Genomic DNA, 22,460 nt, shown 5'->3' on the forward strand with positions numbered 1-22,460 from the left:
GGCCCGTTCCGGGCGCCCACTAGTCTGTGGGGCATGTCCACCCCACTTCATTCTGTCCTGCTCGATGCGCTGAGCCAGCGCGTTGTCATCGGAGACGGGGCGATGGGCACCATGTTGCAGGCCGCGGATCTGTCGCTCGACGACTTCCGCGGTTTGGAGGGGTGCAACGAGATCCTCAACGAATCTCGTCCCGATGTGATCCGTGGGATCCACCGGGCGTACTTCGAGGCCGGCGCCGACGTCGTCTCGACGAACACCTTCGGCTGCAACCTGCCCAATCTCGCCGACTACGACATCGCCGACCGGATCCGTGACCTGTCCGAACGTGGTACGCGCCTCGCGCGGGAGGTCGCCGACGAGATGGGTCCCGGCGCCGACGGCATGGCCCGCATGGTGATCGGGTCGATGGGCCCGGGTACGAAGCTGCCCACCCTCGGTCATGCGCCGTTCGCGGCGCTGCGCGACGCCTACGGTGAGGCGGCGCTGGGCATGCTCGACGGCGGTGCCGATGCGATCCTGGTGGAGACCTGCCAGGACCTGCTGCAGGCGAAGGCCGCGATCATCGGCAGCAAGCGCGCGATGGAGCGGGCGGGCCGGCGGATCCCGATCGTCGTGCACGTGACGGTGGAGACGACCGGCACGATGCTGCTCGGTTCCGAGATCGGCGCCGCGCTGACCGCTCTCGAACCCCTCGGTATCGACCTGATCGGTTTGAACTGCGCGACCGGTCCGGCGGAGATGACCGAGCACCTGCGGTACCTCTCGCAGCACGCGACGATCCCGGTGTCGGTGATGCCGAATGCCGGTCTGCCGGTGCTGGGTGCGAACGGCGCCGAGTACCCGTTGCAGCCGGGGGAGCTCGCCGAGGCCTTGGCCGGGTTCGTCCGCGAGTACGGTCTGACCTTCGTCGGCGGTTGCTGCGGCACCACTCCCGAGCACATCCGGCAGGTCGCCGAGGCGGTGCGCGGGGTGCAGCCGGCGCCGCGCGCCCCGCAGCCGGAGCCGGGTGTGGCGTCGCTGTACACCTCGGTGCCGTTCGAGCAGGATGCGTCGATCCTGATGATCGGTGAGCGCACCAATACGAACGGGTCGAAGGCGTTCCGTGAGGCGATGCTTGCTGCGGATTGGCAGAAGTGCCTGGATATCGCGAAGGATCAGATCCGCGACGGTGCGCACATGCTGGATCTGAACGTCGACTACGTCGGGCGCGACGGGGCTGCGGACATGGCGGAGCTGGCGTCGCGGTTCGCGACGTCGTCGACGCTGCCGATCATGATCGACTCGACGGAGCCGGAGGTGATCCGGGCCGGTCTCGAGCAGCTCGGTGGTCGCTGTGCGGTGAACTCGGTGAACTACGAGGACGGTGACGGTCCGGGTTCGCGGTTCCAGCGGATCATGGAGCACGTCGTCGAGCACGGCGCGGCGGTGGTGGCGTTGACGATCGACGAGGAAGGCCAGGCCCGGACCGCCGAGCACAAGGTGCGCATCGCCGAGCGGTTGATCGCGGACCTGACCGGCACGTGGGGTCTGTCGCCGCAGGACATCATCGTCGACGCGTTGACCTTCCCGATCTCGACGGGTCAGGAGGAGGTGCGGCGCGACGCGATCGAGACGATCGAGGCGATCCGCCGCCTCCACGAGGCGCATCCGGAGGTGCACTTCACTCTGGGCATCTCGAATGTGTCGTTCGGTCTGAATCCGGCGGCGCGGCAGGTGCTGAATTCGGTGTTTCTGCACGAGTGCACCGAGGCCGGGCTGGACACGGCGATCGTGCACGCGTCGAAGATCCTGCCGATGGCGCGGATCCCGGAGGAGCAGCGGCAGGTTGCGCTGGATCTGGTGTACGACCGGCGCCGTGAGGGTTACGACCCGCTGCAGAAGCTGATGGAGCTGTTCGAGGGGGTGTCGGCGGCGTCGGCACGCGAGTCGCGGGCGCAGGAGCTGGCGGCGCTGCCGCTGTTCGAGCGGCTGGAGCGGCGCATCGTCGACGGTGAGCGCAACGGTCTCGAGGACGATCTGGCGGAGGCGATGAAGACCACCCCGCCGTTGGCGATCATCAACGACACGTTGTTGTCGGGCATGAAGACGGTCGGTGATCTGTTCGGGTCCGGGCAGATGCAGTTGCCGTTCGTGTTGCAGTCCGCCGAGGTGATGAAGACCGCGGTGGCGTTCTTGGAGCCGCACATGGAGTCGACGGGCGACGAGGGCAAGGGCCGGATCGTGCTGGCGACCGTGAAGGGCGATGTGCACGACATCGGCAAGAATCTCGTCGATATCATCCTGTCGAACAACGGCTACGAGGTGGTCAACCTCGGCATCAAGCAGCCGATCGCGACGATCCTGGATGCGGCGGTCGACAAGCGTGCCGATGTGATCGGCATGTCGGGGCTGCTGGTGAAGTCCACGGTGGTGATGAAGGAGAACCTCGAGGAGCTCAACTCTCGTGGGGTCGCGGAGCAGTTCCCGGTGTTGCTCGGTGGTGCGGCGCTGACCCGCAGTTATGTCGAGAATGATCTGGCGGAGGTCTACGAGGGCAAGGTGTCGTACGCACGCGACGCGTTCGAGGGCCTGTCGCTGATGGATCGGGTGATGGCGGAGAAGCGCGGTGAGGCGCCGGCGCCGGACAGTCCGGAGGCGATCGAGGCGGCCCGCAAGGCCGCCGAGCGCAAGGAACGGCACGAGCGCAGCAAGCGGATCGCGGAGAAGCGCAAGGCCGCCGAGACGCCGGCGGAGATCCCCGAGCGCAGCGATGTCGCGAAGGATCTGCCGGTGCCCACGCCGCCGTTCTGGGGTACCCGGGTGATCAAGGGCATTCCGTTGGCCGACTATGCGGCGCTGGTCGACGAGCGGGCGTTGTTCCTCGGGCAGTGGGGGCTGCGTGGTCAGCGGGGCGGTGAGGGCCCGAGCTATGAAGAGCTGGTGGAGACCGAGGGCCGGCCGCGGTTGCGGTACTGGTTGGATCGGTTGGCGACCGAGGGCATCTTGCAGCACGCCGCGGTGGTCTACGGCTACTTCCCGGCGGTGTCGGAGGGTGACGACGTGGTGGTGCTGACCGAGGCGCGCCCGGATGCGCCCGAGCGCTACCGGTTCACCTTCCCGCGGCAGCAGCGTTCGCGGTTCCTGTGCATCGCCGACTTCGTGCGGTCGCGGGAGGATGCGGTCGCGTCGGGTCAGGTGGATGTGTGGCCGTTTCAGCTGGTGACGATGGGGCAGCCGATTGCGGATTTCGCGAACGAGTTGTTCGCGTCGAATTCGTACCGGGATTATCTCGAGGTGCACGGCATCGGTGTGCAGTTGACCGAGGCGTTGGCCGAGTACTGGCATCGGCGGGTGCGGCAGGAGTTGGCGTTCGCCGGGGGTGGCACGGCTGCGGACGAGGATCCGGAGGAGGTCGCGGAGTATTTCAAGCTTGCCTATCGCGGCGCCCGGTTCGCGTTCGGGTACGGGGCGTGCCCGAATCTCGAGGATCGGATCAAGCTGGTCGAGTTGCTCGAACCCGAGCGGATCGGGGTGGAGTTGTCGGAGGAGCTGCAGTTGCATCCCGAGCAGTCGACGGATGCGTTCGTGCTGCACCACCCGGAGGCGAAGTACTTCAATGTCTGATCGGGTGGAGGCGTCTGATCGGGTGGAGGCGCCGCTCGCGGTGCGGGCCGGTGTGCTGCGGGCGGTGCTGTGGGATATGGACGGCACCCTGCTCGAATCGGAACGCTTGTGGGACATCGGGATGCGCGAGTTGTCGTTGTATCTCGGTGGGCCGATGAGTGAGGAGACCCGCATCTCCACGATCGGGGGTCCGATGGATCTGGCGGTGCTGCGCACTTTCACCGGTCTGGGTCTCGAGCCGACTCCGGACGAGGCGGCGGCTGCGGCGGCGTGGCTGACCGAGTACATGGGCCGGTTGTTCGCCGACGGGTTGCCGTGGCGGCCCGGCGCGCAGGCCGCGTTGCGTATGGTGCGCGAGGCGGGCCTGGGGTCGGTGCTGGTGACCAACACCGAGCGGGCGTTGTGCGAGGTGGCGCTGGACACCCTGGGTCGTGAGCATTTCGATCATTCGGTGTGCGGCGACGAGGTGCCGGCCGGCAAGCCCGATCCGGCGCCCTACCGGCGGGCGGCGGAGCTGCTCGGTCTGGATCCGGCGCAGTGTCTGGCGGTGGAGGATTCCCCGACCGGGGCGGCCGCGGCGGATGCGGCCGGGTGCACGGTGCTGGTGGTGCCGTCGCTGGTGGATGTGCCCGGCTCGGGGCGGCGCGTGTTCCGATCGACGCTGGAGGGGTTGAGCGCCGAGGATCTGCACGAGCTGCACGGTGCGGGGGTGCCCTGAGGTGGCGGTTCCGAAGATCGTGCTGTTCTACAAGTTCACCCCGCTGCCCGATCCGGAGGCGATCCGGTTGTGGCAGTACACCTTGGCGTCGTCGCTGGGGTTGACCGGGCGGATCCTGATCTCCGAGCACGGCATCAACGGCACCGTCGGCGGCGACATCGCCGACGTGAAGAAGTATGTGCGTGGGTTGCGCGGCTACGCGGCGTTCGAGGACACCGACGTCAAGTGGTCCGACGGCACCGGCGACGATTTTCCGCGGCTGTCGGTGAAGGTACGTCCGGAGATCGTCACTTTCGGGGTGCCCGACGAGGTGAAGGTCGACGAGCACGGCATCGTCGACGGCGGCACCCATCTGTCGCCGCACGGTGTGCACGAGCTGGTCGCCGAGCGCGGCGACGAGGTGGTGTTCTTCGACGGCCGTAATCGGTTCGAGGCGCAGATCGGCCGGTTCCGGGATGCGATCGTGCCGGAGGTGGCCACGACCCGCGATTTCGTCGCCGAGCTCGACAGCGGCCGCTACGACCATCTCAAGGGCCGCCCGGTGGTGACCTACTGCACCGGTGGGGTGCGTTGTGAGGTGCTGTCAGCGTTGATGCGCAACCGTGGTTTCGAGGAGGTCTACCAGCTCGACGGTGGCATCGTGCGGTACGGCGAGACCTTCGGCGACGAGGGCCTGTGGGAGGGTTCGCTGTACGTCTTCGACGGGCGGATGAACGTCGAGTTCAGCGACGAGACGACGGTGATCGGGCGCTGCGCGCTGTGCGGCACGCCCACCTCGCGGTATCGCAACCATCCGGATGTTCGCGGCCGGGAGTTGACTCTGGTGTGCGAGGGCTGTGTGCCGGACCCGGTGGAGGTGTAACCGGATGCGCGCCGCGCCGTTGCCGGTACGCGACGGGCTCGGCCCGGACCGTATCCGGATGCCCGCCGATCACGGCGCCGACACGGTCGTGGAGTTCCTCGAGGCCGACCATCCCGACGAGGACTGGGCGGCGCGCATGGCGGCGGGGGAGTTGGTCGACGAGCACGGGCGCCGCGTCGAGCCGCACACCCCCTATCGGCCGACGCGGTTCGTGTACTTCTATCGCGATCCGGCGCCGGAGGTACCGGTGCCGTTCCCGGTGCATGTGCTGCACCGCGAGGACGGGCTGGTCGTGGTCGACAAGCCGCATTTTCTGGCGACGATTCCGCGTGGGGCGCACATCCGTGAATCGGTGGTGGTGCGGTTGCGGCGCGAGCTGGAGTTGCCGCATCTGGTGCCGGTGCACCGGCTCGACCGGATGACCGCGGGTGTGCTGTTGTGCACCACGGATCCGGGGTGGCGGCGGCCCTATCAGGAGCTGTTCGAGCGGCAGCGGGTGCGCAAGGTGTACGAGGCGGTCGCCGGATACCGGCCCGACCTGTCGTTCCCGCGGGTGGTGCGCACCCGGATCGTCAAGCGGCACGGGGAGTTGACGGCCGAGCAGTTCGCCGACGAGCCGAATTCGGAGACCCGCATCGAGGTGGTCGAGCGGCGCGGGGAGCTGGCCCGCTATCGGTTGTGTCCGCGCACCGGCCGCACCCATCAGTTGCGGCTGCATCTGATGTCCCTGGGGGTGCCGATCGTCGGGGACAACTTCTATCCGCGGTTCCGGCCGCGTGGGGCGGACGATTTCACCGATCCTCTGCGGTTGCTGGCGCGGTCGCTCGAGTTCACCGATCCGGTCAGCGGGGTGGCGCGGCGGTTCGTCAGCGGGCGGGAGCTCGAGTTCTGAGGGGTGTCGGTGTCCTGGCTGCGGGGCCGGTGGCGGGGCATGAAACAATCGACCCCTGTGAAGACCTTCGATTCCCTGTTCGCCGAGCTGTCCGAACGCGCCGCGACCCGCCCCGAGGGCTCCGGCACCGTCGCCGCCCTGGACGCCGGCGTGCATTTCCAGGGCAAGAAGGTACTCGAAGAGGCCGGTGAGGTGTGGATCGCCGCCGAGTACCAGTCCGACGAGGAACTGTCCGAGGAAATTTCGCAGCTGTTGTATTGGGTGCAGGTGCTGATGGTGGGGCGGGGTCTGAAGCCCGAGGACGTCTACAAGCATCTGTGACGTCCGCCGGCCCGCTGTGCGGTGCCGCCGTCCGTGCCCTGTAGATCCCCCTTCCTCGCTTCTGCTCGTCGTTCGAAAGGACCCCAATCCGTCATGCTGCGCGTCGCAGTCCCCAACAAAGGTTCGCTGTCCGAGTCCGCCGCCGAGATCCTGCAGGAGGCCGGCTACCGTCGCCGCACCGACTCGCGTGATCTGACGGTCATCGACCCGGTCAACGACGTCGAATTCTTCTTCCTGCGCCCGAAGGACATCGCGATCTACGTCGGTTCCGGCGAGCTGGATCTGGGGATCACCGGCCGTGATCTGGCGATGGATTCGGGGGCGCCGGTCGCCGAACGCCTGTCGCTGGGTTTCGGGTCGTCGCGTTTCCGGTATGCCGCGCCGAAGGGCCGGGACTGGACGGTCGAGGATCTGCGGGGGCTGCGCATCGCCACCTCGTACGCGAATCTGGTGCGTCGTGATCTCGCCGCCCGCGGTATCGAGGCCGAGGTGATCCGGCTCGACGGGGCGGTGGAGATCTCCATCCAGCTCGGCGTCGCCGACGCGATCGCCGATGTGGTGGGCTCGGGCCGGACGTTGCGGCAGCACGATCTGGTCGCCTTCGGGCAGTCGCTGTGCGATTCGGAGGGTGTGCTGATCGAGCGGGAGGGGTCGGATCGTTCGGATCGGGCCCGCAACCAGCTGATCGCCCGGCTCGAGGGTGTGGTCTTCGCGCAGCAGTACGTGATGATCGATTACGACTGCCCCAAGCACCTGCTCGAGCAGGCGGTGCAGGTGACCCCGGGACTCGAGTCGCCGACGATCTCGCCGTTGGCGAACGACAATTCGGTGGCGGTGCGGGCGATGGTGCCGCGCAAGGGCCACAACGCGGTGATGGATCGGCTCGCCGAGATCGGTGCCCGCGCGATCCTCGCGTCGAACATCCGCTCGTGCCGGGCGATGCGCGCCCCCGAGTAAGACGCACCCCTTCCCGTCGTCTCGGTGCGGCTCCGCGATCAGCGGGGCCGCACCTGCACGTTCTGGGTGATGCGGCCGAGCGCGCCGGTCTCGTCGTAGAGCAGCCCGGCGGTCATGCCGACCCCGTCGGGTCCGACGGACGTCTCCGCGGCGATCCCCACCCAGTCCTGTTCGCGGAACTCGGGGGCGCGGAACAGGTGCACGGTCAGGTCGGTGTTGAGGAAGGTGAACTCGCGGGGGTCGAGTTTGGAGCCGACGCCGTTGGCGACATCGGCGACGCTCATCAGTCGGTCGAGGCCGCTGGGGGTTTCGCCTTCGACGAGGGCGATCTCGCCGCGCACCCACGCCGACGACAGGCCCGGTGTGCCGAAGGGGACGATGATGCGCCAGTCGACGGTGTCGATGTAGCCGCCCTGCCACGACGCGTGCGGGGCGTGGGGTTCGAAGCTGCCCAGGGCCGGGAGCGGGGTCTCGGAGGTGCGGGCCACGGCCGGCAGGTCGACGGTTTCGAGGCGCCAGCCGGTGCCGCGCGCCACCGGGCGGTGGGTGCCGTCGGGGGCGGTGGCCCACAATTCGGCGACGACGAGTTCGATGCGGCGGCCGGGCCGTTCGATGCGGGTGCGGACCTCGAGGTCGGTGAGCGGGACGGGGCCGAGCAGGTCGACGGTCAGGCGGGTCAGGCGGGTGTCGGGGCGGGGCCGGTGCCGTTCGATGGCGCGGGCGAGCAGCGCCGAGGGCGGGGCGCCGTGCTGCAGGTGCGGGCCCCAGGTGCTGACGGTGCGGTCGGTGGGGCGGAACACCGCGATCTCGATGTCGTCGGCCGGGCCGGTGGGGCCGGCCGGCCGGGGGACCGGCACGTAGTAGGCGGCGTCGCTCATTCGGGATTCTCCTGCTGCTCGATGCGGTGGGGCGCACCCGACGTCGACTGCGCCGCAAGGCTGTCGAGGGGATACGGCGGTGGGGTACCGCCGAATGCCGGGCACAATGCCCGATGATCGCACCACCGGCAGCCGGGACCGGGATTGGGGCGGAAGTCGCCGCTGCCGCGCAACTGCCGGATCGTCGCCCACATCGCCCGCACGATCCGTTCGAAGCGGCGCAGTTCGTCGGGGTCGGGCCGGTAGTGCAGCACCTGACCGTCGCCGAGATACAGCAGCCGCAGCGAGGCCGGGACGAGGCCGCGTTGCCGCCACACGATCAGCGCGTAGAACTTCAGCTGGAACAGCGCCGCCCGCTCGCCGCGCGGGGACGGGGCACGGCCGGTCTTGTAGTCGACGACATGCACCGCGCCGGTGGCATCGACATCGAGGCGGTCGATGATGCCGCGCAGCGGGACGTCGCCGTCGAGGGTGGTCTCCACCCGCAGTTCGCAGCCGTCGGCGACGACGGCGGTGGGGTCTTCGACGGTGAAGTAGGTGCTCAGCAGCGCGGCGGCCTCGGCGAGGAACCCCGCGTCGTCGGTATCCACGCCCAGATCGGGGGTGGCGGCGAGGATCCGGGCCAGGGCGTCGGGCAGCAGGGTCTGCGCGGCGGTGGCGGTGCGGGCCGGTCCGTCGAGCGCGAACAGTGCTTCGAGAGCGGCGTGCACGACGGTGCCGCGCGCCTGGGCGCGGGTCGGGGGTGCGGTGAGCCGGTCGACGGCCTTGAAGCGGTAGAGCAGCGGGCAACGGGTGAAGTCGGCGGCGCGGGAGGGGGACAGGGCGACCGGCCGCGTCGTGTCGGCGGGGGGTGTGGGCGCAGCTGTGGTCACACCTGGCAGGCTAGGACGCGGGTCCGACACGGTGCCGGACCCGCGTGCCCGTGCGCGGGTGCGGGGCTGGAACGAAGGTGGACACGGCGATGGCAGTAGGCGGACTCGGGCGCAGCGGACCCTTCCAGGTGGGGGACCGGGTGCAGTTGACCGACGCCAAGGGCCGCAAGTACACCGTGGTGCTCGAGCCGGGCAAGGAGTTCCACACCCACCGCGGCGGGATTCTGCACGACGATCTGATCGGCACCGACGAGGGTGTGGTGGTCACCTCCACCAACGGCACCCCCTATCTGGCGTTGCGGCCGCTGCTGGTGGACTACGTGATGTCGATGCCGCGCGGTGCGCAGGTGATCTACCCGAAGGACGCCGCGCAGATCGTGCAGGAGGGCGATGTCTTCCCCGGCGCGACGGTGCTCGAGGCGGGCGCCGGATCCGGGGCGCTGACCTGTTCGCTGCTGCGCGCTGTCGGGGAGGGCGGCCGGGTGATCTCCTACGAGGTGCGCGAGGACCATCTCGCCTACGCCGAGCGCAATGTCGACACGTTCTTCGGGGAGCGCCCGGCGAACTGGACGACGGTGCTCGGGGATCTGGCGGACTACGACGTGGAGAAGTACGGCCGGGTCGATCGGGTGGTGCTGGACATGCTGGCGCCCTGGGATGTGCTGGAGACGGTGAAGAAGGCGCTGGTGCCGGGTGGGGTGCTCATCGTCTATGTGGCGACGACGACGCAGCTGTCGCGGGTGGTCGAGGCGATGCGGGAGCAGACCTGCTGGACCGAGCCGCGCTCGTGGGAGTCGATGGTGCGCGGCTGGCACGTGGTGGGGCTGGCGGTGCGGCCGGAGCATCGGATGCAGGGGCACACCGCGTTTCTGGTCAGTGCCCGGCGGCTGCAGGACGGGGTGGAGACCCCGAAGCCGCAGCGTCGGCCCAGCAAGGGCTGAGCCGACGCCGACCTGCGGGAACCGGCGGGCGCGGGATCACGGGAGAGTACCTTCGAGGGGACCGGTCGACTCACGGTCTCGGGAAGCCCGACAGTGGATCGGGGGTGTGGTGCCATGGTGCGTCCCGCACGCGACACATGTTCGGAACACGACTGTTTCGTGTCCTCCCCCATGCCGGGCGATGTCCCGGTAGCGTGGAATGACCGACAGTGGAGGGAGTCGCTATGAGCTCGTCAGAGAAGCCGGATGCGGTTGCGGCGGCACGAGAGATCGATGAGTTGCGCATGGAGGTGGCGACCTTGCGTCGTCGGCTCGGCGAACCGTCCGATCAGGTACGCGACCTCGAGACCCGGCTCGAATCCCTCACGGTCCGCAACGGCAAACTGCTCGAGACCCTCAAGGATGCGCGTCAGCAGTTGATCACGCTGCGTGAGGAGGTCGACCGGCTGGCCCAGCCGCCGAGCGGCTACGGGGTGTTGCTCGAGACGTTCGACGACCAGACCGTCGACGTGTTCACCTCGGGCCGCAAGATGCGGGTCGCGGTGTCGCCGAATCTCGAACTCGACACCTTCCGGCCCGGTCAGACGGTGCGGTTGAACGAGGCGTTGACCGTTGTGGAGGTCGGTGGTTTCGAACGCGTCGGGGAGATCACCACTCTGCGGGAGGTGCTCGACGACGGTACCCGGGCGTTGGTGGTGGGGCACGCCGACGAGGAACGCATCGTGTGGCTGGCGGCGCCGCTGGCCGCGGCGGCCGCCGACGTCGAGACCGACGCCCTCGTCGACGACGAGAATTCGTTCACGCTGCGCCCCGGCGATTCGCTGCTCGTCGACAGCAAGGCCGGTTACGCCTTCGAACGGATCCCGAAGGCCGAGGTCGAGGATCTCGTGCTCGAGGAGGTCCCGGACGTCGGCTACGGCGACATCGGTGGTCTGGGCCGGCAGATCGAGCAGATCCGCGATGCGGTGGAGTTGCCGTTCCTGCACAAGGACCTGTTCCGCGAGTACTCGCTGCGCCCACCGAAGGGTGTGCTGCTGTACGGCCCGCCCGGCTGCGGTAAGACCCTGATCGCGAAGGCCGTCGCGAATTCGCTGGCGAAGAAGATCGCCGAGGCCCGCGGCGACGATTCGAAGGAAGCGAAGTCGTTCTTCCTGAACATCAAGGGCCCGGAACTGTTGAACAAGTTCGTCGGTGAGACCGAGCGGCACATCCGGTTGATCTTCCAGCGGGCCCGGGAGAAGGCGTCCGAGGGCACCCCGGTGATCGTGTTCTTCGACGAGATGGACTCGATCTTCCGTACCCGCGGGTCGGGGGTGTCCTCCGATGTGGAGACCACGGTGGTGCCGCAGCTGCTCGCCGAGATCGACGGTGTCGAAGGGCTCGAGAACGTCATCGTCATCGGCGCGTCGAACCGGGAGGACATGATCGACCCGGCGATCCTGCGGCCCGGCCGCCTCGACGTGAAGATCAAGATCGAACGTCCGGACGCGGAGGCCGCCCAGGACATCTTCTCGAAGTACCTGACCGAGAGCCTGCCGGTGCACGCCGACGATCTCGCCGAGTTCGGTGGCGACCGGGTCGCGTGCGTGCGGACGATGATCGAACGGGTCGTCGAGCGGATGTACGCCGAGTCCGAGGACAACCGTTTCCTCGAGGTGACCTACGCCAACGGCGACAAGGAGGTCCTGTACTTCAAGGACTTCAACTCGGGCGCGATGATCCAGAACATCGTCGACCGGGCGAAGAAGTACGCGATCAAGTCGGTGCTCGAGACCGGGGCGCCCGGTCTGCGGGTGCAGCATCTGCTCGATTCGATCGTCGACGAGTTCGCCGAGAACGAGGACCTGCCCAACACCACGAATCCGGACGACTGGGCCCGGATCTCGGGGAAGAAGGGCGAGCGGATCGTGTACATCCGCACCCTGGTCACCGGCAAGAACGCCAGCGCGAGCCGCGCGATCGACACCGAATCGAACACCGGCCAGTACCTGTAGGACTCGACCGCGGCGGCCGGGCCTTCCCCGATCCGGAAGGCCCGGCCGCCGCGCTCTTCCGGGGGGAGGACCGGTCATGCCGCTGCCGCGCACGATGGCCCGGTTCAACAAGGTGGTCACCAACCGGGTCACCACCCCGTTCGCGCAGTTGCTGCCCGGCACCGCGGTGGTCGAGCATCGCGGTCGCCGCTCGGGCCGGATCTTCCGCACCCCGGTGCTGCTGTTCGGCGTCGGGGACGATCTGCGGATCGCGTTGACCTACGGCGCCGACACCGACTGGGTGCGCAACGTGCGCGCCGCCGGGAGCGCGGTGGTGCACACCCGGGGTGAGGCGGTACCGGTGACCGCGCCGCGGCTCGGCAACGATCCGCAGGCGAGCTGGGCGCCGCTGCCGGTGCGGATGGCGCTGCGGGCGATCGGGGCGTCCGGCTATCTGGACTGCACCCCGCGGCGGGCCCCCTGATCGGGGCGGCGGGGTGGTCCACGACCAGGACCGCCCGGATCGCCTAGGCTCGACGGCATGCAGCGGATCATCGGTATCGAGGTCGAGTACGGGATCTCCTCACCCAACGAGCCATCGGCGAACCCGATCCTGACCTCCACGCAGGCGGTGCTGGCCTATGCGGCGGCCGAAGGGGTGCCGCGCGCCCGCCGCACCCGCTGGGACTACGAGGTCGAATCGCCGTTGCGTGACGCGCGGGGCTTCGATCTGGGCCGGTTCAACGGCCCGGCCCCGGTCATCGACGCCGACGAGGTCGGCGCCGCGAACATGATCCTCACCAACGGGGCGCGGTTGTACGTCGACCACGCCCACCCGGAATACTCCGCACCGGAGGTCGCCGACCCGTTGGACGCGGTGATCTGGGACAAGGCCGGTGAGCGGGTGATGGAGGCCGCGGCGCGGCACGCGTCGAGTGTGCCCGGCGCGCCGCGGCTGCAGCTGTACAAGAACAATGTCGACGGCAAGGGTGCCTCCTACGGCACCCACGAGAACTATCTGATGGACCGCGACACCCCGTTCTCCGCGGTGGTGGCGGGCCTGACGCCGTTCTTCGTCTCCCGGCAGGTGATCACCGGCTCGGGGCGGGTGGGGATCGGGCAGTCCGGCGACGAGCCGGGTTTCCAGTTGTCGCAGCGCGCCGACTACATCGAGGTCGAGGTCGGTCTCGAGACCACCCTCAAGCGCGGCATCATCAACACCCGCGACGAGCCGCATGCCGACGCCGACAAGTACCGGCGGCTGCATGTGATCATCGGTGACGCGAACCTGGCGGAGATGTCCACCTACCTCAAGGTCGGCACCACCGCGCTGGTGCTCGACCTGATCGAGGCGGGCATCGACCTGTCGGATCTGCAGCTGGCCCGCCCGGTCACCGCGGTGCATCACATCAGTCACGATCCGTCGCTGCGCAAGACCGTCGCGCTCGCCGACGGCCGGGAGCTGACGGGCCTGGCGTTGCAGCGGATCTACCACGAGCGGGTCGCGAAGTTCCACGACGGCACCGAGGACAAGCGGATCCTCGACATCCTCGACAAGTGGGCGATGGTGCTCGACCTGCTCGAACGCGACCCGATGGAATGCGCGGACCTGCTGGACTGGCCGGCGAAACTGCGGCTGCTCGAGGGTTTCCGCAACCGGGAGGGCTTGTCCTGGTCGGCGCCGCGCCTGCACATGGTGGACCTGCAGTATTCGGATGTGCGCCTGGACAAGGGTCTGTACAACCGCCTGGTGGCCCGCGGGTCGATGCAGCGGCTGGTGTCCGAACAGCAGGTGCTCGACGCGGTGCGCACCCCGCCGTCGGACACCCGGGCCTACTTCCGCGGCGAGTGCCTGCGCCGCTTCGGCGCCGACATCGCGGCGGCGAGCTGGGATTCGGTGATCTTCGATCTGGGTCGCGAGTCGCTGGTGCGCATCCCGACGCTCGAGCCGTTGCGGGGCAGCCGCGCGCATGTCGGGGAGTTGCTCGAGACGGCGCAGTCGGCGGCCGAACTGGTCGATCAGCTCACCCACTGACGGTCGTCCCGGGGTGTGGTGGTGGCCCGATCGTGTGCCGCGAGTACGCGTGTCGCCACCGGCGGACCGTTTCGCTGGGTAGGGTAGGAGTTCGAAGCAGCGGTGACCACACCGATCGTCGACCGGTGACGGTTCCGCGCCGAGTACAGGAGGAGGTCGGCGGCGATGGCACAGGAGCAGACCACACGCGGTGGCGGCGGAGACGACGACGAGGTCGTCGGTGACGGCGGTGCCGGTCAGGAGCGTCGCGAGAAGCTCGCCTCGGACACCGACGATCTTCTCGACGAGATCGACGACGTGCTCGAGGAGAACGCGGAGGACTTCGTGCGGGCATATGTGCAGAAAGGTGGCCAGTGACAGCCGAACGGTCCTCTCTTCCCTTCCGCGAGGTGCAGCCGAGGCTGCACCTCGCGTCGCCCTTGTCGTCGTTCTCCGACCATCTGCGCATGCACGCCCCGGAGATGCTGCCGGAGAACCGGTTCCGGTTCGAACGGGGTGACCACGTGGACCTCGCCCCGCACGGCACCACCATCGTGGCGCTGACCTTCGACGGGGGTGTGCTGCTCGCCGGCGACCGGCGCGCGACGATGGGCAACCTGATCGCCTCCCGCGATGTCGACAAGGTGTTCATCACCGACAACTATTCGGCGGCCGGCATCGCCGGCACCGCGGGCCTGGCGATCGAACTGGTGCGGCTGTTCGCCGTCGAACTCGAGCACTACGAGAAGATCGAGGGCGTGCCGCTGACCTTCGACGGCAAGGCCAATCGGCTGTCGTCGATGGTGCGCGGCAATCTCGGTGCGGCCATGCAGGGTCTGGCCGTGGTGCCGCTGCTGGTCGGTGTCGACCTCGACGCTCCCGACGCGCACCGCGCCGGGCGGATCGTGTCGTACGACGTGGTCGGTGGCCGCTACGAGGAACGCGCCGGCTATCACGCGGTCGGCTCGGGTTCGTTGTTCGCCCGGTCGTCGCTGAAGAAGCTCTACCGCGCCGACGCGGACGAGCAGAGCGCGCTGCGCACCGCCGTCGAGGCGCTGTACGACGCGGCCGACGACGACACCGCCACCGGGGGCCCCGACACCACCCGCGGGATCTACCCGACGGCGGTGGTGATCACCGCGGCGGGGGCCGTGGCGGTCGCGGAGGAAACCCTGTCCGAGCTGGCCCGCAGCATCGTGGCCGACCGCACCGCAGGAGATGCCCGGTGACACTTCCGTACTATGCGTCCGCCGAGCAGATCATGCGCGATCGTTCGGAGCTGGCCCGCAAGGGCATCGCCCGGGGTCGCTCGGTGATCGCGTTGACCTACGCCGACGGGGTGCTGCTGGTGGCGGAGAACCCGTCGAAGGCGCTGCACAAGATCAGCGAACTGTACGACCGGGTCGGTTTCGCCGCCGTCGGCAAGTACAACGAGTTCGAGAATCTGCGTCGTGCCGGGATCATGCACGCCGACATGCGCGGCTATTCCTACGATCGGCGGGACGTGACCGGGCGGGCGTTGGCGAATGCCTACGCGCAGACCCTGGGCACGATCTTCACCGAGCAGCCGAAGCCCTACGAGGTGGAGATCTGCGTCGCCGAGGTCGGTCGCGCCGGCACCGAGGACGGCCCGCAGCTGTACCGCATCACCTACGACGGGTCGATCGTCGACGAACCGCAGTTCGTGGTGATGGGTGGTAACACCGAGCCGATCGTCACCGCGCTGCGCTCGTCCTACAAGGCCGGTCTGCCGCTCGACGAGGCGGTCGCCGTGGCGGTCACCGCGTTGCAGCAGCCGGCCACCGCCGATGCGGCGCCGCGGTTGCTCGGCCGCGGCGAACTCGAGGTCGCGGTGCTCGAGAAGCAGCGTCCGCGCCGCGCGTTCCGCCGCATCGCGGGGGCGGCGCTCGATGCGCTGCTGCCCACCGGTTCGGCTCAGCCGGCGGCGTCGGAGACGCCGGGGTCCGAGCCGGCTCCCGAGGCCGGCACCGACGCGGGCTGATCCACCGCGAGCCGATAGACCGTCAACGCCGACGGCACCACCTCGAAGTCGAATCCGGTGCCGTCGGCGGGGACCTCCCCGTCGGTGGCCAACGCCACCGGATCCCCGATCACCTGCACCGCCAGGGCCGGGCTGTGCCGATGCCGATACATCGGGGAGGCGCCGAGGGTGCCGGTCGCGGCGGCGGCGAGCAGCCGGAGCCGCGAGAACCGGCGTTCGGCCGGCAGGTACCGCACATCCAGGGTGCCCGGATCCAGATGCGACCGGGACATCGGCACCTGATCGCCCGGGGTGTAGCGGCCGTTGCCGACGAACAGCAACCACACCGCCCGCCCGGTGCCGTCGATCCGCACCGGCATCGGGCTCGCCGTGCGCAGCACCGCCAGCATCGCCAGGCCCGCCGCCGGCCACTTGCCGATCCGCGGCTCCCAGTGCTGCCGTAACCGCACCGCGTCCGGATAGCCGCCGAGGCTGGCGGTGTTGACGAACCGCCGCACCGTGCGACCGGCCGGTCCGGTCACCGTCACCTGTCCGAGTCCCACCGCGACGGCCTGCCCATCGGTGATCGCCCGTACCGTCTCGTCCAGGTCGCTCACCCCGAGATCGTGCGCGAAGTGGTTGAGGGTGCCGCCGGGGAAGACCGCCACCGGCAACCGGGCGTCGCCGGCCGCGTCGAGCACCGCCGCGACGGTGCCGTCGCCGCCGCACACCCCCAACGCCGTCGGCCGGTGCTCGGCCAGCAGCCGCGCCAGTTCGTCCTGCGGGTCGTGGTCGGCGTCGAGGTCGGCGCGATGCACCCCGGGCAGGGCGGCGGTGACGACCGCGGCGATCTCCTCGGCGGTGCCGGCATCGCGGTTGACGATCAGCAGCATCCCTTCCCCACCGGGCAGCGCGGGCGCGGCGACCGCGACCTGCACGGCGGCCGGTTCGCGGCTGCGCACCGCCCACCAGCGGCGGGTGGACCACGCCACGCCCGCCCCGACCGCGGCGCCGACGACGACGTCGCCGGGCCAGTGCACCCCGGTGTGCACCCGGGAATAGGCCACCGCCGCGGCCAGCGGTGCCAGGACCGCCCCGGCCACAGGGGATTCGAGGGCGGTCCCGGTCACGAACGCCGCCGCCGAGGCGGAGTGCCCGGACGGGAACGACGACGAGCGGGGGATCGGCACGCTGCGGCGCAGGAACTTCGGGTCGGTGCGCGCCGGGGGGCGGCGCCGCGGCAACAGCGGTTTGAGCAGCCCGTTGGTCAGGGCGCTGGCCCCGGCCACGGACAGCAGGCCGCGCACCGCGCCGCGCCGCGCGTGTCCCCCGGCGGCCGCGCACACCGCGGCGCACGCCATCCACAGCACACTGTGGTTGGCGGCGCGCCCGAGATCACGCAACAGCGGGTCGGCGGGGGACGGGCGCAGCGCCCCGGAACGGTCGAACAGGGCCCGGTCGGCGGTGCGGTAGTGCTCGCGAAGAATCACACCTCGAACCGTAGATGTCGTTGCCACCCATGGGGGTCGGGTTTGCGCGGTACTGTCGAAGTGTGCAGCGACGAATCATGGGTATCGAGACGGAGTTCGGCGTCACGTGTACCTTCCACGGGCATCGCCGGTTGAGCCCCGACGAGGTGGCCCGCTATCTGTTCCGCCGGGTGGTGTCCTGGGGGCGCAGTTCGAACGTCTTCCTGCGGAACGGGGCGCGACTGTATCTCGATGTCGGCTCGCACCCCGAGTACGCCACCGCCGAGTGCGACGACCTGCTCCAGCTCGTCGAACACGATCATGCCGGTGAGCGGGTCCTCGAGGAACTGCTCATCGACGCCGAGCAGCGTCTGGCCGAAGAGGGCATCGGCGGCGACATCTTCCTGTTCAAGAACAACACCGACTCGGCGGGCAACTCCTACGGCTGCCACGAGAATTATCTCGTCGCCCGCGTCGGCGAGTTCTCCCGCATCTCCGATGTGCTGCTGCCGTTCCTGGTGACCCGGCAGCTGATCTGCGGCGCCGGGAAGGTGCTGCAGACCCCGAAGGCCGCGACCTTCTGCCTGTCGCAGCGCGCCGAGCACATCTGGGAGGGTGTCTCGTCGGCGACCACCCGGTCGCGGCCGATCATCAACACCCGCGACGAACCGCACGCCGACGCCGAGAAGTACCGGCGGCTGCATGTGATCGTGGGGGATTCGAACATGTCCGAGACCACCACCATGCTCAAGGTGGGGTCGGCGGCGCTGGTGCTCGAGATGATCGAGGCCGGGGTGCCGTTCCGGGACTTCGCGCTCGACAACCCGATCCGCGCGATCCGCGAGGTCTCCCACGATCTGACCGGTCGGCGCCCGGTGCGCCTGGCCGGGGGCCGGCAGGCCAGCGCCCTGGACATCCAGCGTGAATATCATGCGCGGGCGGTGGAGTATCTGCACCAGCGCGAACCCGATCCGCATGTCGCGCAGGTGGTGGACCTGTGGGGCCGTGTCCTCGACGCCGTCGAGTCGCAGGACTTCGCGAAGGTCGACACCGAGATCGACTGGGTGATCAAGCGCAAGCTGTTCCAGCGCTATCAGGACCGTTACAGCATGGAACTGTCGGATCCGAAGATCGCCCAGCTCGACCTGGCGTATCACGACATCAAACGCGGCCGCGGCGTGTTCGACCTGCTGCAACGCAAGGGGTTGGCGGCGCGGGCGACCGACGACGAGTCCGTCGATGCGGCGGTGGACACCCCGCCGCAGACCACCCGGGCGAAGCTGCGCGGTGATTTCATCGCCGCCGCGCAGGCCGCCGGCCGCGATTTCACCGTCGACTGGGTGCATCTGAAGCTCAACGATCAGGCGCAGCGCACCGTGTTGTGCAAGGACCCCTTCCGGTCGGTGGACGAACGCGTCGAACGGCTCATCGCCTCCATGTGAGCACCGGTGCCCATCGGATCGGACCGTGCGGTCCGATCCGATGGGCGGTGATGCGGTGCCGGCGGCGCGCGGGCACTAGGGTTGGCCCGTGGCGATCTCGAAAGTCGAACGGCTGGTGAATCTGGTCATCGCGCTGCTGTCCACCCGACAGTTCGTGACCGCGGAGAAGATCCGGGCCTCGGTGGCCGGCTACTCCGAATGCGCGAGCGACGAGGCGTTCAGCCGCATGTTCGAGCGGGACAAGAACGAACTGCGCGATCTCGGGGTGCCGCTCGAGACCGGCCGGCCGTCGCGGTCGTCGACGGTGGAGGGCTACCGCATCAACCGCGACGCCTACGAGCTGCCGGAGATCGATCTGACGCGGGAGGAGACCGCCGCCGTGGCCGTCGCCGCTGCGCTGTGGGAATCGCCGGAGCTGACCGCCGCCGCGCAGGGCGCGGTGTTCAAGCTGCGGGCCGCCGGGATCCGTGTCGACACCGACGGCGGGGAGGTGGTGGCGCCGCTGCCGCCGCGCGCCCGCGGCTCCGAGCCGGCGCTGACGGCGCTGCTCGCCGCGATCGACGCGGGGCGGGCGGTGCGCTTCACCCACCGCAGTTCCCCCACCGAGCCGTGGTCGACGCGCACCGTCGAACCGTGGGGTGTGGTCACCGTGCACGGCCGCTGGTATCTCGTCGGCCACGACCGTGACCGCGATGCGGTGCGCACCTTCCGCCTGTCCCGCATCGGCGACGAGGTCACCGCCATCGGCCCGGAGGGGGCGGTGCAGATCCCGGAGGGGGTGGATCTGCGGGCCCGGGTGCTGGCGGCGACCTCCCCGGCGGAGGTGACCGGTTCGGCTCGGCTGTGGGTGGCGGACGGACGCGCCTGGGAGTTGCGCCGGCTCGGACGGCCCGGCGCGGCGCGGGCGGTCGGCGACCGGGACGGGGCGGAACTCGAGGTGCCGGTGCGCTCGTGGGAGTGGATCGCGCGGATCGTCGCCGGGCAGGGCGCCGACGCGTTGGTGCTCGACCCGCCGGAGTTGCGGGCCGAGGTGCAGCGCATCCTCGAGCGGGCGGCAACGGATGCGGGGGAGGAGGGTCGATGAGCACACGACTGTCGGCGCGGCTGGGACGACTGCTCAATCTGGTGCCGTATTTCCTGGCGCACCCGGGGATCAGCGCGGCGGAGGCGGCCCGCGATCTGGGGGTGACCCCGAAGCAGGTGATGGACGACCTGAACCAGCTGTGGGTGTGCGGGCTGCCCGGCTACGGCCCCGGCGACCTGATCGACCTGTCGTTCTCCGAGGACAGCATCGTGGTGACCTTCACCGCCGGTATCGACCGGCCGCTGCGGTTGACCTCCACCGAGGCCACCGCGCTGCTCGTGGCGTTGCGGTCGCTGCAGGAGATGCCGGGGGTGGTCGATCCGTCGGCGGCGCAGGCGGCGATCGCGAAGATCGAGGCGGCGGCCGGGACCGCCGCCACCCCCGCCGACATCGTCGCCGATCCGGAGCCGGGGACGGCCGGGGATTCCGATGCGGCCGGGCAGGTGCGGGCCGCGGTGCGGGACGGCCGTGCCGTGCATGTGACCTATTATTCGGCGTCCCGCGACACCGTCTCCGAACGGGACGTCGACCCGATCCGCATCGTGATCATCGACGAGCACGCCTATCTGCAGGCCTGGTGCCGCAGCGCGGAGGGGGTGCGACTGTTCCGTGTCGACCGCATCGACGCCGCCACCGTGCTGGACGAGCCGGCCCGGCCCCCGCACCGGGCGATCACCGACGACGAGCACCTCGAACTGTTCGAGGGCGACCCGTCGCTGCCCGCCGCCCGGTTGCGCATCGCCCCGGCCTACACGTGGCTGCTCGACTACTACCCGCTCACCGAGGTGCAGGTGCGCTCCGACGGCAGCTGTGAGGCGTCGATGCGGTATGCCTCGCCGGCGTGGATGGCGCGGTTGCTCGTCGGGCTCGGCGCCGGCGTGCGGGTGCTCGACCCGCCACCGTTGCGGGCGGCGGTGCGGGCGCGGGCCGAGTCGGCGCTGGCGGCCTACGCCGATCTCGACCGGGAGGACGCGGCCCGCGGCACGGGCCCGTCCTCGTGACGCCGGGGTGGGGGAACATCTCTGTGAATCCTCCGCAAATTGTGGGTGGATACACCTGCTCGGGCCCTCGGGGTGTGCTCGAGGTCCGGTAGCATCGATCGGAGCCGATCAGTGGAGGTTGTTGTAAATGGGTGCAATGAGCCCCTGGCACTGGGCCATCGTGGCGCTGGTGGTCGTGATTCTCTTCGGTTCGAAGAAGTTGCCCGACGCCGCACGCGGTCTCGGTCGTTCGCTCCGGATCTTCAAGAGCGAGGTCAAGGAGATGCAGAACGACGATGCCCGGGCGGCCACGCCGCAGCAGCCGGCGCCGAATCCGTTGCCGGCCGCGCAGCCGACGACCGATCCCGCCGCGCCGCACACGCACACCGAACCGCGGTCTGCCTGACCGACGTTCATCCTGCCGGGGCGCCCACCGCGGGTGTCCCGGCGTTCCGCTGACCCCGGCACGCCGTAGCGCCGGTGGTCTCGACAGGAGCTGAGAACCGCACCGTGCGCATCCCGTTCGATCCGCGCCGAAGCCGGCGCAAGACCAACCCCGACGGCACCATGTCGCTGGTCGAGCACCTCTACGAATTGCGCACGCGTCTGCTGATCGCTCTCGCCGCGGTCGTGCTCACCACCATCCTCGGATTCGTCTGGTACAGCCGCAGCCTGTTCGGCCTCGACAGTCTCGGGGAGATCCTGCGCGGCCCCTACTGCGACCTGCCGGCCTCGGCCCGCGCCGATCTGAGCAGCGACGGCTCGTGCCGGCTGCTCGCCACCGGCCCGTTCGAACAGTTCATGCTGCGCCTGAAGGTCGCCGCCACCGCCGGCATCGTGATGGCGTGCCCGGTGTGGCTGTACCAGCTGTGGGCGTTCGTCACCCCCGGCCTGTACCGCAAGGAACGCCGCTACGCGATCGGCTTCGTCACTAGCGGGGCGGCGCTGTTCGTCACCGGCGCGGTGCTGGCCTATCTGGTGATCTCCCACGCGTTGTCGTTCCTGCTGTCCGTCGGCAACGACGTGCAGGTCACCGCGCTGTCGGGCGCCGAATACTTCGGGTTCCTCCTCAATCTGCTGGTGATCTTCGGGGTGTCCTTCGAGATCCCGCTGGTGATCGTCGCGCTCAACGGAGTGGGGGTGCTGTCCTACGAGAAACTCGCGGCGTGGCGGCGCGGGCTGATCATGGCGGTGTTCGTCTTCGCCGCCATCGCCACCCCCGGCCAGGATCCGTTCTCGATGCTGGCGTTGGCGTTGGCGCTGACGCTGCTCGTGGAGTTCGCCATCCAGATCGCCCGGGTGACCGACCGGCGTCGCGCCCGCAAGGCCCGATCCGAGGGCTGGGCCGATCTCGACGACGACGAGGGCTCGACGATCGCCGCGCCGAGCCCGGTGGAGCCGGCAGCGCCCACCGACACCGTCCGGACCGACCCGGCCCGCACCGACTACTCCGACACCCTGTGATCGGCGACC

The 22,460-nt window shown here is 69.6% G+C and carries 21 protein-coding genes; 18 read left to right on the forward strand and 3 right to left on the reverse strand.

Annotation, left to right across the window (positions count from 1 at the left end; all coding sequences use genetic code 11):
• Positions 1 to 33: 33 nt before the first annotated feature.
• The 6 genes from metH to hisG all read left to right on the forward strand — a co-directional run bounded on the left by metH (position 34) and on the right by hisG (position 7,353).
• Positions 34 to 3,603, forward strand: coding sequence for a methionine synthase (gene metH, locus EQ874_RS11835; RefSeq protein WP_129976845.1), 3,570 nt, complete (start codon positions 34 to 36; stop codon positions 3,601 to 3,603).
• Positions 3,604 to 3,625: 22 nt separating this feature from the next.
• Positions 3,626 to 4,321, forward strand: a complete 696-nt coding sequence (locus EQ874_RS11840; protein WP_129976937.1) for an HAD family phosphatase — start codon at positions 3,626 to 3,628, stop codon at positions 4,319 to 4,321.
• Between the two features lies 1 nt (position 4,322).
• The gene (locus tag EQ874_RS11845; protein WP_129976846.1) at positions 4,323 to 5,183 is read left to right on the forward strand and encodes a rhodanese-related sulfurtransferase; all 861 of its coding nucleotides are present in this window, start codon (positions 4,323 to 4,325) and stop codon (positions 5,181 to 5,183) included.
• Positions 5,184 to 5,187: 4 nt separating this feature from the next.
• Positions 5,188 to 6,075 (forward strand): pseudouridine synthase, encoded by an 888-nt coding sequence (locus EQ874_RS11850; protein WP_064064103.1) that lies wholly within the window; start codon positions 5,188 to 5,190, stop codon positions 6,073 to 6,075.
• 39 nt (positions 6,076 to 6,114) lie between these two features.
• Positions 6,115 to 6,396, forward strand: coding sequence for a phosphoribosyl-ATP diphosphatase (locus EQ874_RS11855; RefSeq protein WP_172506045.1), 282 nt, complete (start codon positions 6,115 to 6,117; stop codon positions 6,394 to 6,396).
• A 93-nt stretch (positions 6,397 to 6,489) separates the two neighbouring features.
• The gene (hisG, locus tag EQ874_RS11860; protein ID WP_129976847.1) at positions 6,490 to 7,353 is read left to right on the forward strand and encodes an ATP phosphoribosyltransferase; all 864 of its coding nucleotides are present in this window, start codon (positions 6,490 to 6,492) and stop codon (positions 7,351 to 7,353) included.
• A gap of 38 nt (positions 7,354 to 7,391) precedes the next feature.
• Here hisG and EQ874_RS11865 read toward each other — a convergent pair whose 3' ends face one another.
• Both EQ874_RS11865 and EQ874_RS11870 read right to left on the reverse strand, forming a co-directional pair.
• Positions 7,392 to 8,231 carry a thioesterase family protein gene (locus EQ874_RS11865; RefSeq protein ID WP_129976848.1) on the reverse strand — a complete coding sequence of 280 codons (840 nt, stop codon included), beginning with the start codon at positions 8,229 to 8,231 and terminating at the stop codon, positions 7,392 to 7,394.
• Positions 8,228 to 9,103: a RecB family exonuclease gene (locus EQ874_RS11870; protein WP_129976849.1), complete on the reverse strand. Its 876-nt coding sequence runs from the start codon at positions 9,101 to 9,103 to the stop codon at positions 8,228 to 8,230. Before EQ874_RS11870 ends, EQ874_RS11865 begins: the two co-directional genes overlap by 4 nt.
• An 89-nt stretch (positions 9,104 to 9,192) precedes the next feature.
• Here EQ874_RS11870 and EQ874_RS11875 point away from each other — a divergent pair, with 89 nt between their 5' ends.
• The 7 genes from EQ874_RS11875 (at position 9,193) to prcA (ending at position 16,033) form a co-directional block, all read left to right on the forward strand.
• Positions 9,193 to 10,044 carry a tRNA (adenine-N1)-methyltransferase gene (locus EQ874_RS11875; protein WP_064065565.1) on the forward strand — a complete coding sequence of 284 codons (852 nt, stop codon included), beginning with the start codon at positions 9,193 to 9,195 and terminating at the stop codon, positions 10,042 to 10,044.
• 224 nt (positions 10,045 to 10,268) lie between these two features.
• Positions 10,269 to 12,038 carry a proteasome ATPase gene (arc, locus tag EQ874_RS11880; protein ID WP_064065566.1) on the forward strand — a complete coding sequence of 590 codons (1,770 nt, stop codon included), beginning with the start codon at positions 10,269 to 10,271 and terminating at the stop codon, positions 12,036 to 12,038.
• A 76-nt stretch (positions 12,039 to 12,114) separates the two neighbouring features.
• On the forward strand, positions 12,115 to 12,501 hold the full coding sequence (locus EQ874_RS11885; protein ID WP_129976850.1) for a nitroreductase family deazaflavin-dependent oxidoreductase: 387 nt from the start codon (positions 12,115 to 12,117) through the stop codon (positions 12,499 to 12,501).
• A 57-nt stretch (positions 12,502 to 12,558) separates the two neighbouring features.
• A complete protein-coding gene (dop, locus tag EQ874_RS11890; RefSeq protein WP_115311458.1) occupies positions 12,559 to 14,052 on the forward strand; it encodes a depupylase/deamidase Dop in 1,494 nt (497 codons plus the stop codon).
• Positions 14,053 to 14,217: 165 nt separating this feature from the next.
• Positions 14,218 to 14,409, forward strand: a complete 192-nt coding sequence (locus tag EQ874_RS11895; RefSeq protein ID WP_006552173.1) for a ubiquitin-like protein Pup — start codon at positions 14,218 to 14,220, stop codon at positions 14,407 to 14,409.
• A gap of 89 nt (positions 14,410 to 14,498) precedes the next feature.
• Positions 14,499 to 15,260 (forward strand): proteasome subunit beta, encoded by a 762-nt coding sequence (gene prcB / locus EQ874_RS11900; protein WP_242496748.1) that lies wholly within the window; start codon positions 14,499 to 14,501, stop codon positions 15,258 to 15,260.
• Entirely contained in the window at positions 15,257 to 16,033 is a 777-nt protein-coding gene (gene prcA, locus EQ874_RS11905) for a proteasome subunit alpha (protein ID WP_064065515.1), read from the forward strand. The genes prcB and prcA overlap by 4 nt, the downstream gene beginning before the upstream one ends.
• Here the strand turns inward: prcA and EQ874_RS11910 are convergent.
• Positions 15,967 to 17,502, reverse strand: a complete 1,536-nt coding sequence (locus tag EQ874_RS11910) for a bifunctional phosphatase PAP2/diacylglycerol kinase family protein (protein WP_129976852.1) — start codon at positions 17,500 to 17,502, stop codon at positions 15,967 to 15,969. The genes prcA and EQ874_RS11910 overlap by 67 nt on opposite strands.
• Before the next feature lie 62 nt (positions 17,503 to 17,564).
• Here EQ874_RS11910 and pafA point away from each other — a divergent pair, with 62 nt between their 5' ends.
• The 5 genes from pafA to tatC all read left to right on the forward strand — a co-directional run bounded on the left by pafA (position 17,565) and on the right by tatC (position 22,451).
• The gene (gene pafA / locus EQ874_RS11915) at positions 17,565 to 18,923 is read left to right on the forward strand and encodes a Pup--protein ligase (RefSeq protein WP_026003483.1); all 1,359 of its coding nucleotides are present in this window, start codon (positions 17,565 to 17,567) and stop codon (positions 18,921 to 18,923) included.
• An 88-nt stretch (positions 18,924 to 19,011) separates the two neighbouring features.
• Positions 19,012 to 20,007 (forward strand): YafY family protein, encoded by a 996-nt coding sequence (locus tag EQ874_RS11920; RefSeq protein WP_129976853.1) that lies wholly within the window; start codon positions 19,012 to 19,014, stop codon positions 20,005 to 20,007.
• Complete coding sequence (locus EQ874_RS11925; protein WP_129976854.1) at positions 20,004 to 21,008, forward strand: YafY family protein; 1,005 nt, start codon at positions 20,004 to 20,006, stop codon at positions 21,006 to 21,008. The genes EQ874_RS11920 and EQ874_RS11925 overlap by 4 nt, the downstream gene beginning before the upstream one ends.
• Before the next feature lie 127 nt (positions 21,009 to 21,135).
• A complete protein-coding gene (tatA, locus tag EQ874_RS11930; RefSeq protein WP_016935046.1) occupies positions 21,136 to 21,393 on the forward strand; it encodes a Sec-independent protein translocase subunit TatA in 258 nt (85 codons plus the stop codon).
• A gap of 104 nt (positions 21,394 to 21,497) precedes the next feature.
• On the forward strand, positions 21,498 to 22,451 hold the full coding sequence (gene tatC, locus EQ874_RS11935) for a twin-arginine translocase subunit TatC (protein WP_129976855.1): 954 nt from the start codon (positions 21,498 to 21,500) through the stop codon (positions 22,449 to 22,451).
• Positions 22,452 to 22,460: the final 9 nt, after the last annotated feature.

The organism is Rhodococcus sp. Q1 (assembly GCF_004153645.1).
In the GTDB taxonomy this organism is placed as follows: domain Bacteria; phylum Actinomycetota; class Actinomycetes; order Mycobacteriales; family Mycobacteriaceae; genus Rhodococcus; species Rhodococcus gordoniae.

Excerpts from the sequence above, each read along its gene's own strand:
- hisG (WP_129976847.1), top strand. The coding sequence starts at position 6,490 with ATGCTGCGCGTCGCAGTCCCCAACAAAGGTTCGCTGTCCGAGTCCGCC.
- EQ874_RS11865 (WP_129976848.1), bottom strand. The coding sequence starts at position 8,231 with ATGAGCGACGCCGCCTACTACGTGCCGGTCCCCCGGCCGGCCGGCCCC.
- EQ874_RS11855 (WP_172506045.1), top strand. The coding sequence starts at position 6,115 with ATGAAACAATCGACCCCTGTGAAGACCTTCGATTCCCTGTTCGCCGAG.
- tatA (WP_016935046.1), top strand. The coding sequence starts at position 21,136 with ATGGGTGCAATGAGCCCCTGGCACTGGGCCATCGTGGCGCTGGTGGTC.
- metH (WP_129976845.1), top strand. The coding sequence starts at position 34 with ATGTCCACCCCACTTCATTCTGTCCTGCTCGATGCGCTGAGCCAGCGC.
- EQ874_RS11850 (WP_064064103.1), top strand. The coding sequence starts at position 5,188 with ATGCGCGCCGCGCCGTTGCCGGTACGCGACGGGCTCGGCCCGGACCGT.
- dop (WP_115311458.1), top strand. The coding sequence starts at position 12,559 with ATGCAGCGGATCATCGGTATCGAGGTCGAGTACGGGATCTCCTCACCC.
- EQ874_RS11895 (WP_006552173.1), top strand. The coding sequence starts at position 14,218 with ATGGCACAGGAGCAGACCACACGCGGTGGCGGCGGAGACGACGACGAG.
- prcB (WP_242496748.1), top strand. The coding sequence starts at position 14,499 with ATGCACGCCCCGGAGATGCTGCCGGAGAACCGGTTCCGGTTCGAACGG.
- EQ874_RS11885 (WP_129976850.1), top strand. The coding sequence starts at position 12,115 with ATGCCGCTGCCGCGCACGATGGCCCGGTTCAACAAGGTGGTCACCAAC.
- arc (WP_064065566.1), top strand. The coding sequence starts at position 10,269 with ATGAGCTCGTCAGAGAAGCCGGATGCGGTTGCGGCGGCACGAGAGATC.
- EQ874_RS11925 (WP_129976854.1), top strand. The coding sequence starts at position 20,004 with ATGAGCACACGACTGTCGGCGCGGCTGGGACGACTGCTCAATCTGGTG.
- EQ874_RS11875 (WP_064065565.1), top strand. The coding sequence starts at position 9,193 with ATGGCAGTAGGCGGACTCGGGCGCAGCGGACCCTTCCAGGTGGGGGAC.